The organism is Pseudoalteromonas sp. TB51 (assembly GCF_000498055.1).
Lineage (GTDB): Bacteria > Pseudomonadota > Gammaproteobacteria > Enterobacterales > Alteromonadaceae > Pseudoalteromonas > Pseudoalteromonas atlantica.
Genome location: NZ_AUTO01000057.1, coordinates 1 through 6,428 on the forward strand (window position 1 = coordinate 1; position 6,428 = coordinate 6,428).

Below are 6,428 nucleotides of genomic sequence, written 5' to 3' on the forward strand. Positions count from 1 at the left end.
AAATGTATTGGCCATTAGCTTGTCGGCCGCCTCTTCGATGTGTGTGTTTGGTATGCTCGCCTTTTCAGATACCCCCGCTATTTTTAGTTTTGGCCTTACTGTTATGGTAGGGATTTTAGCCGTATATATTTTATCTCCATTAAGTGTATTAAAGTCTCAAAAGGAATAATAATTTGAACAACCTTGAGCAGTATGATGTTGTGGTTATAGGGGCAGGACCTTCAGGTGCACTTGTAAGTAGCTTATTAGTACAAAAAGGCTGGAAAGTGCTGGTGCTAGAGCAACAAGTGTTTCCTCGTTTTTCAATTGGCGAAAGCTTATTACCTCAATGTATGGAATATTTAGAGGATGCTGGGCTAGTTAACACAATACATGAATATGCGGATGAGCTTGGCTTTCAATTTAAAGATGGTGCTGCGTTTCATCGTAATGGCCAAAATACAGCTATAAATTTTACTGAAAAATTTAGCCCAGGCCCGGGTACTACTTTTCAAGTTAAACGGGCTGATTTTGATAAGCTGATTGCTGATAGAGCGCAGCATCAAGGCGTTGAAATTCGCTATCAGCATAGTGTTATTGGTTTTACTGATGAAGCTGCTAGTGCGACGCTGCAAGTGCAAAATAATAAAAAACAAACGTATGACGTAAGGGCTAAGTTTGTACTTGATGCGAGCGGTTTCGGCCGAGTTTTACCAAAACTTTTAAATTTAGAAAAACCTTCTACTTTTCCTGTGCGTAGTGCTTATTTTAGTCACTTTAATGATGGCATTACTGACGAGCTGTTTGATAGAAATAAAATTTTAATAACCGTTCACCCTAAATTTAATGATGTTTGGTATTGGCTCATCCCCTTTAGTGATGGCACGTCCAGCATTGGGGTTGTGGCAAAGCAAACACGCTTTAATGAGAGTAGTGAAGCTGACACCTTAAAACAGTTTATAGAGCAAGACCCTTACTTAAAAAAACTTTTAGCTAATCGCGTACCTATAACACAGGCGCGTAGCATTAGTGGTTACTCTGCTAATGTATGTACGCTACATGGAAAACATTTTGTTTTACTAGGCAATGCGGGTGAATTTTTAGATCCGGTGTTTTCATCTGGGGTGACTATTGCTTTAAAGTCTGCACACTTAATAGCCCCCTTTATTGATGATTATTTAAATGGAGAAGTGATTGATTTTGAGGAATGTTACGCCGAGCCATTGCAGGCAGGAGTTGATTGTTTTAAAACCTTTGTTAAAGGTTGGTACGATACCCGATTTCAAGACGTTATTTTTTATTCAGAGCAAAACTCGCAGGTTCGTGAAATGATCAGTGCTATTTTAGCGGGTTACGCATGGGATAAAAATAATCCATTTGTTGCTCAAAGTGAGCGTCGTCTAAATGTATTAGCGCAGCTATGTCAAAATTAATCCCAGTTATTGAGGCTCATATCAGACACTTTTTAAAATGTACTTTTATAGCTTTAGTGTGTGTTTGCATAACAGCATGTAGTAGCACATATAAAAGCAGTGAGCGTATTGATATTTCTGCAGCCACTACACTTGATATTTCGCATGTGCCTGTACAAATGTTTGATCAAAATTGGCAGCATGTTTTATATATTCAAAACAATGAGAAAGAGCATACATTATTAGCACAATTAGAAATAAACAAGCAGGGTACTATCAACTTATTGTTAATGACTACACAAGGCTTACCTATTTTAAAGCTTGAGAAACTAAATAACCAACCACCTAATGTTACTAAAATGATAGTCGGTGTTGATTTAGACCCAGCTTATATATTGGCAGATATTGCCTTAGTGCATTGGCCTGTATTATTTCTTAATGAGAAAATATCTGGGGCGATTATAAAGCAGATAGCCACACAAAGGCGTGTAGTAAAAAATAACCGCTCGATTATTACAATAAATTATAGCGATAATAAAACAGTACTAAATAATAGTGAGCGACATTATCAAATTACATTTGAGAAGGTAAACTAGTGACTTTTTGGTTAAATGATTTAGGCATTGTAAGTGCAATGGGCAAAGGCGTTGAAGATACAATTATTAGCCTAAATAACTTACAAAATAATGAAGCCCCACAGCTTTTAAAGACAAAAGATTTAAGCACAGAGGGTTTGCCATTTTATGTTGGGCACGTGGACTGCGTTCCTCTAAATCAAAAGCACCGTATTGATACGCTAATTGATATAGCCCTTGAGCAAATATCCCCAACACTTAAGCGCTTTTCACATATTGATAAATCACGAATTGCTGTTGTGGTAGGTACAAGTACATCTGGGGTGCATGATGGCGAACAAGCTCGAGCTGAACACGACAGTTCAGGTGTGTGGCCAATTGACTTTTTATATGCTGATCAAGAACTTGCTACTCCTTCGCATTACATAGCCGAAAAAGTAGGGGCGTTAGGTCCTTGTTATAGTATTTCAACGGCATGTACCTCAAGTGCTAAAGCTCTCATTAGCGCAAAAGCTTTAATAACTGCTGACTTAGCAGACGTTGTAATTTGTGGTGGCGTAGACAGCCTTTGCAAACTTACCATTAATGGATTTAATGCCTTGGCATCAATGAGCACTGGAATGTGTAAGCCTTTTTGCGATGACAGAGATGGTATTAATATTGGTGAGGGTGCTGCGTTATTTGTCATGAGTAAAGAAGCACCGTTAGAAAATGGCGTCATGTTTTTAGGTGGTGGTGAAAGCTCTGATGCTCATCACATTTCGGCGCCAGACCCTAGCGGTAATGGTGCAAAATCGGCAATGAAAGCAGCTCTGGCCGTTGCTGACTTATTACCTAGTGATATTGACTATATAAATGCACACGGCACAGCAACAATTAAAAATGACGAAATGGAAGCCCTTGCAATTAATAGTGTGTTTGGCAACAATACACCGCTGAGCTCCAGTAAGTACTTAACTGGGCACACTTTAGGTGCAGCTGGTGCAATTGAAGCAGGTATTTGTTGGCTGTTGCTCAGAGGGAGAGGAAATATTACTTTGCCTTTTAATAAATGCACACACAGAAATAAGCTGGCAGATGTTAACGTTATTGAGCAAGCTAGCACGGTTAAATTAAATTACTGTCTATGTAACTCATTTGCGTTTGGTGGTAATAATGCTAGTTTGATTTTAGGTACTCATAATGAATAATTATTCTATAGAGCAGGTTGTACCCCACGATGCTCCTATGATCTTAATAGATCAGTTAGTTGAATACAGCGATGAAAGTGCAACCTGCTCTGTGACTATTACACCCCAAAGCCCTTTTTATAATGAGCAAATTGAGGGAGTGCCAAGTTATATCGGTGTTGAATATATGGCCCAGTCTATAGCTGCCTATGCTGGAGCATTAGCTAACGATATTAATGAAGCGGTTAAAATTGGCTTTTTGATCGGCACGCGAAAATATAAAACACATCAGGCTATGTTTTATAAAAACAGCACCTTAACTATTTATGTTCACAAGCTTTACCAAGAAGAATCTGGTTTAAGTGTGTTTGAATGCCAAATAAGTGAAAATAAAAAAATACTGTGTGATGCAAAAATAAATGTATTTCAGCCAGAAGACCCGCTGGAATTTATAAGAGAAAACCAATGAATAAAAGAATTTTAGTGACCGGCTCTAGCCGGGGTATAGGTAAGGCTATTGCACTTAAACTTGCAGCTCAAGGCTATGACATTACTGTTCATTGCAGAACTGGTTTAGAGCAAGCTCAGCAAACATGTGCAGAAATACACGCACTTGGACAAAGCACTACACTACTACAATTTGACGTATGCGATAGAGCAGCGGCAAAGCAACAAATTGAGCAAGATATTACAAACAATGGTGCTTACTATGGTGTGGTGTGTAATGCGGGCATTACCAACGATATGGCTTTTCCGGCAATGCAGGGCGATGATTGGGATAGCGTAATTAGAACTGGGTTAGATGGCTTTTATAATGTTGTGCACCCAACAGTTATGCCCATGGTACAAACTCGTAAAGGTGGGCGCATTATTACTATGGCTTCAGTGTCGGGTATTGCGGGCAACAGAGGGCAAGTAAATTACAGCGCAGCGAAAGCAGGTATTATTGGCGCTACCAAAGCCCTATCGCTGGAACTAGCTAAGCGAAAAATTACTGTAAATTGTGTAGCGCCTGGTTTAATTGAAACAGCAATGACGGATGAGCTTCCGGTTGCTGAAATGATGAAAATGATTCCACTTAAACGTATGGGAACAGTGAACGAAGTGGCTGGTACAGTTGCATTTTTAATGTCTGATGATGCTGCTTACATCACTCGCCAAGTTATTTCGGTTAACGGCGGGATGGTTTAATGAAACGTGTTGTTGTTACAGGGATGTCGGTTATAACCGCATTGGGCGATGATTGGGATGAATTTAAAAGCGCCTTGATTAAAGGTGAAAATGCAGTTGTAACAATGCGTGAATGGGATAAAGCTGATGGGCTTAATACACGCTTAGCTGCCCCTGTCACCCATTTTGAAAAACCTAACCATTATAAACGTAAGCAAATACGCTCAATGGGGCGAGTGGCACTTATGTCCACACGTGCAACTGAGCGTGCGCTTGAGCAAGCTGATTTACTTGAACATAAAAGTCTTACAGATGGCTCTACCGGTGTAGCATATGGCTCATCCACCGGCTCAACACCGCCGCTTCTCGCATTTGCAAATATGTTGGAAAGTGGCTCAATGTCTGGAGTCACAGCTACAAGCTATATTCAAATGATGGCACATACAGCGCCAGTAAATGTAGGCGTTTTTTTTGGCTTAAAAGGACGAGTGATCACCACAAGTTCGGCATGTACGTCTGGCTCGCAGGGTATTGGCTACGCCTATGAGGCAATTAAGTTTGGTCGTCAAAAAGTAATGGTAGCAGGGGGGGCAGAAGAGCTTTGTATTACCGAAGCAGCTGTATTTGATACGCTGTATGCTACAAGTATTAAAAATGACACCCCTAAAAATACGCCTCGCCCATTTGATAAAAGCCGTGATGGCTTGGTTATAGGAGAAGGTGCCGGTACTTTAATACTTGAAGAGTATGAGCATGCTAAAGCTAGAGGGGCAAATATATTGGCTGAGGTTGTCGGTTTTGGCTGTAACTCTGATGGACAACATGTTACTCAACCATCTTCAGATACCATGCAAATAGCCATTGAAATGGCATTGCAAGATGCCAATTTATCACCTGATAAAGTAGGTTATGTCAATGCGCATGGTACCTCAACCGATAGAGGTGATATTGCTGAGTCTCATGCTACTTTTAATGCGCTGGGAGTTAAACCTATTAGTTCTTTAAAAAGCTATTTAGGGCATACTTTAGGGGCGTGTGGTGCAATAGAAGCATGGGCTACTATTAATATGATGAGCGATAATTGGTTTGCACCTACAATAAATTTAACCGATATAGATAATGATTGCGCTGAGCTTGATTATATTAAGACACAAGGGCGAGAAATTAACACCGATTATGTCATGAGTAATAACTTTGCATTTGGTGGGATTAATACATCTCTTATTTTTAAACGGTATAAGCAAGATTAATCAAGTTTATAAACACTAATCACTAACTGTTGACGTGTTTTTGCTGTATAATTTGCGACCCTTGATAAATGTGGCCGCAGGTTATACAGCATGAATTTTAAATCTTTTAGTTTTTCCCCTGAACTTATTCAGGCGTTAGACGAACTTAATTACCACACCCTTACGCCCATTCAGCGTTCAGCTATTCCGGCTGTTCGTAAAGGTAAAGACGTTTTAGCAAGTGCCCAAACAGGCACAGGTAAAACGGCTGCGTTTGCTTTACCTATCATCCAAAAATTAACTGAATCTGAGCTAAGCACAAGCAATGCTCCGCACGCGTTAGTGCTTGCGCCAACTCGTGAGCTTGCAGAGCAAATAGCAAATAACTTTAAAGCCTATGCAAAACATACCGCTTTAAAAGTAGTGAGCCTATTTGGCGGTGTTAATACCGCAGGCCAAGCAAATGCTCTTAAAGACGGCGTAGATGTTGTAGTTGCAACCCCAGGGCGTTTACTTGATCATATTCGTTTAGGTAATTTAAGCCTAGCAAGCGTTAAACACTTAGTACTTGATGAAGCCGACCGTATGCTTGATATGGGGTTTATTGAAGATATGCAAAGTGTTATTAAAAGTTGTGACGAGCAGCGCCAAATTTTACTTTTCTCAGCCACTTTTCCAGCGGCTATTAAGCAGTTTGCAGCAAAAGTATTAAAACAGCCTGAAATTGTTCGCGTAGATCAAACTAATAGTACTGCAAGTACGGTACAGCATGTTGTGTACCCAGTTGAAGAGCGTCGTAAGCAAGAGCTGCTTTCTGAGCTGATTGGTAAAAAGAACTGGCAACAGGTACTTGTGTTTGTAAACATGAAAGAAACGGCGGATGAGCTGGTTAAA

The 6,428-nt window shown here is 40.0% G+C and carries 7 protein-coding genes; all 7 read left to right on the plus strand.

The genetic code is table 11. The features are described from left to right. The first annotated feature begins 173 nt into the window (after positions 1–173). Entirely contained in the window at positions 174–1,412 is a 1,239-nt protein-coding gene (locus L650_RS0102005) for an NAD(P)/FAD-dependent oxidoreductase (RefSeq protein WP_029772001.1), read from the plus strand. After that, positions 1,400–1,987, plus strand: a complete 588-nt coding sequence (locus L650_RS0102010) for a DUF3261 domain-containing protein (RefSeq protein WP_029772002.1) — start codon at positions 1,400–1,402, stop codon at positions 1,985–1,987. Before L650_RS0102005 ends, L650_RS0102010 begins: the two co-directional genes overlap by 13 nt. Then, positions 1,987–3,156: a beta-ketoacyl-ACP synthase gene (locus L650_RS0102015; RefSeq protein ID WP_029772003.1), complete on the plus strand. Its 1,170-nt coding sequence runs from the start codon at positions 1,987–1,989 to the stop codon at positions 3,154–3,156. Before L650_RS0102010 ends, L650_RS0102015 begins: the two co-directional genes overlap by 1 nt. Then, positions 3,149–3,604, plus strand: coding sequence for a hotdog family protein (locus tag L650_RS0102020; RefSeq protein WP_029772004.1), 456 nt, complete (start codon positions 3,149–3,151; stop codon positions 3,602–3,604). The genes L650_RS0102015 and L650_RS0102020 overlap by 8 nt, the downstream gene beginning before the upstream one ends. After that, positions 3,601–4,326 carry a 3-oxoacyl-ACP reductase FabG gene (gene fabG, locus L650_RS0102025; RefSeq protein WP_029772005.1) on the plus strand — a complete coding sequence of 242 codons (726 nt, stop codon included), beginning with the start codon at positions 3,601–3,603 and terminating at the stop codon, positions 4,324–4,326. The genes L650_RS0102020 and fabG overlap by 4 nt, the downstream gene beginning before the upstream one ends. Continuing rightward, positions 4,326–5,555: a beta-ketoacyl-ACP synthase gene (locus tag L650_RS0102030; protein WP_029772006.1), complete on the plus strand. Its 1,230-nt coding sequence runs from the start codon at positions 4,326–4,328 to the stop codon at positions 5,553–5,555. The genes fabG and L650_RS0102030 overlap by 1 nt, the downstream gene beginning before the upstream one ends. Positions 5,556–5,645: 90 nt before the next feature. Beyond that, positions 5,646–6,428: DEAD/DEAH box helicase (locus L650_RS0102035; RefSeq protein ID WP_029772007.1), on the plus strand; the 783-nt coding region annotated here is incomplete at its 3' end.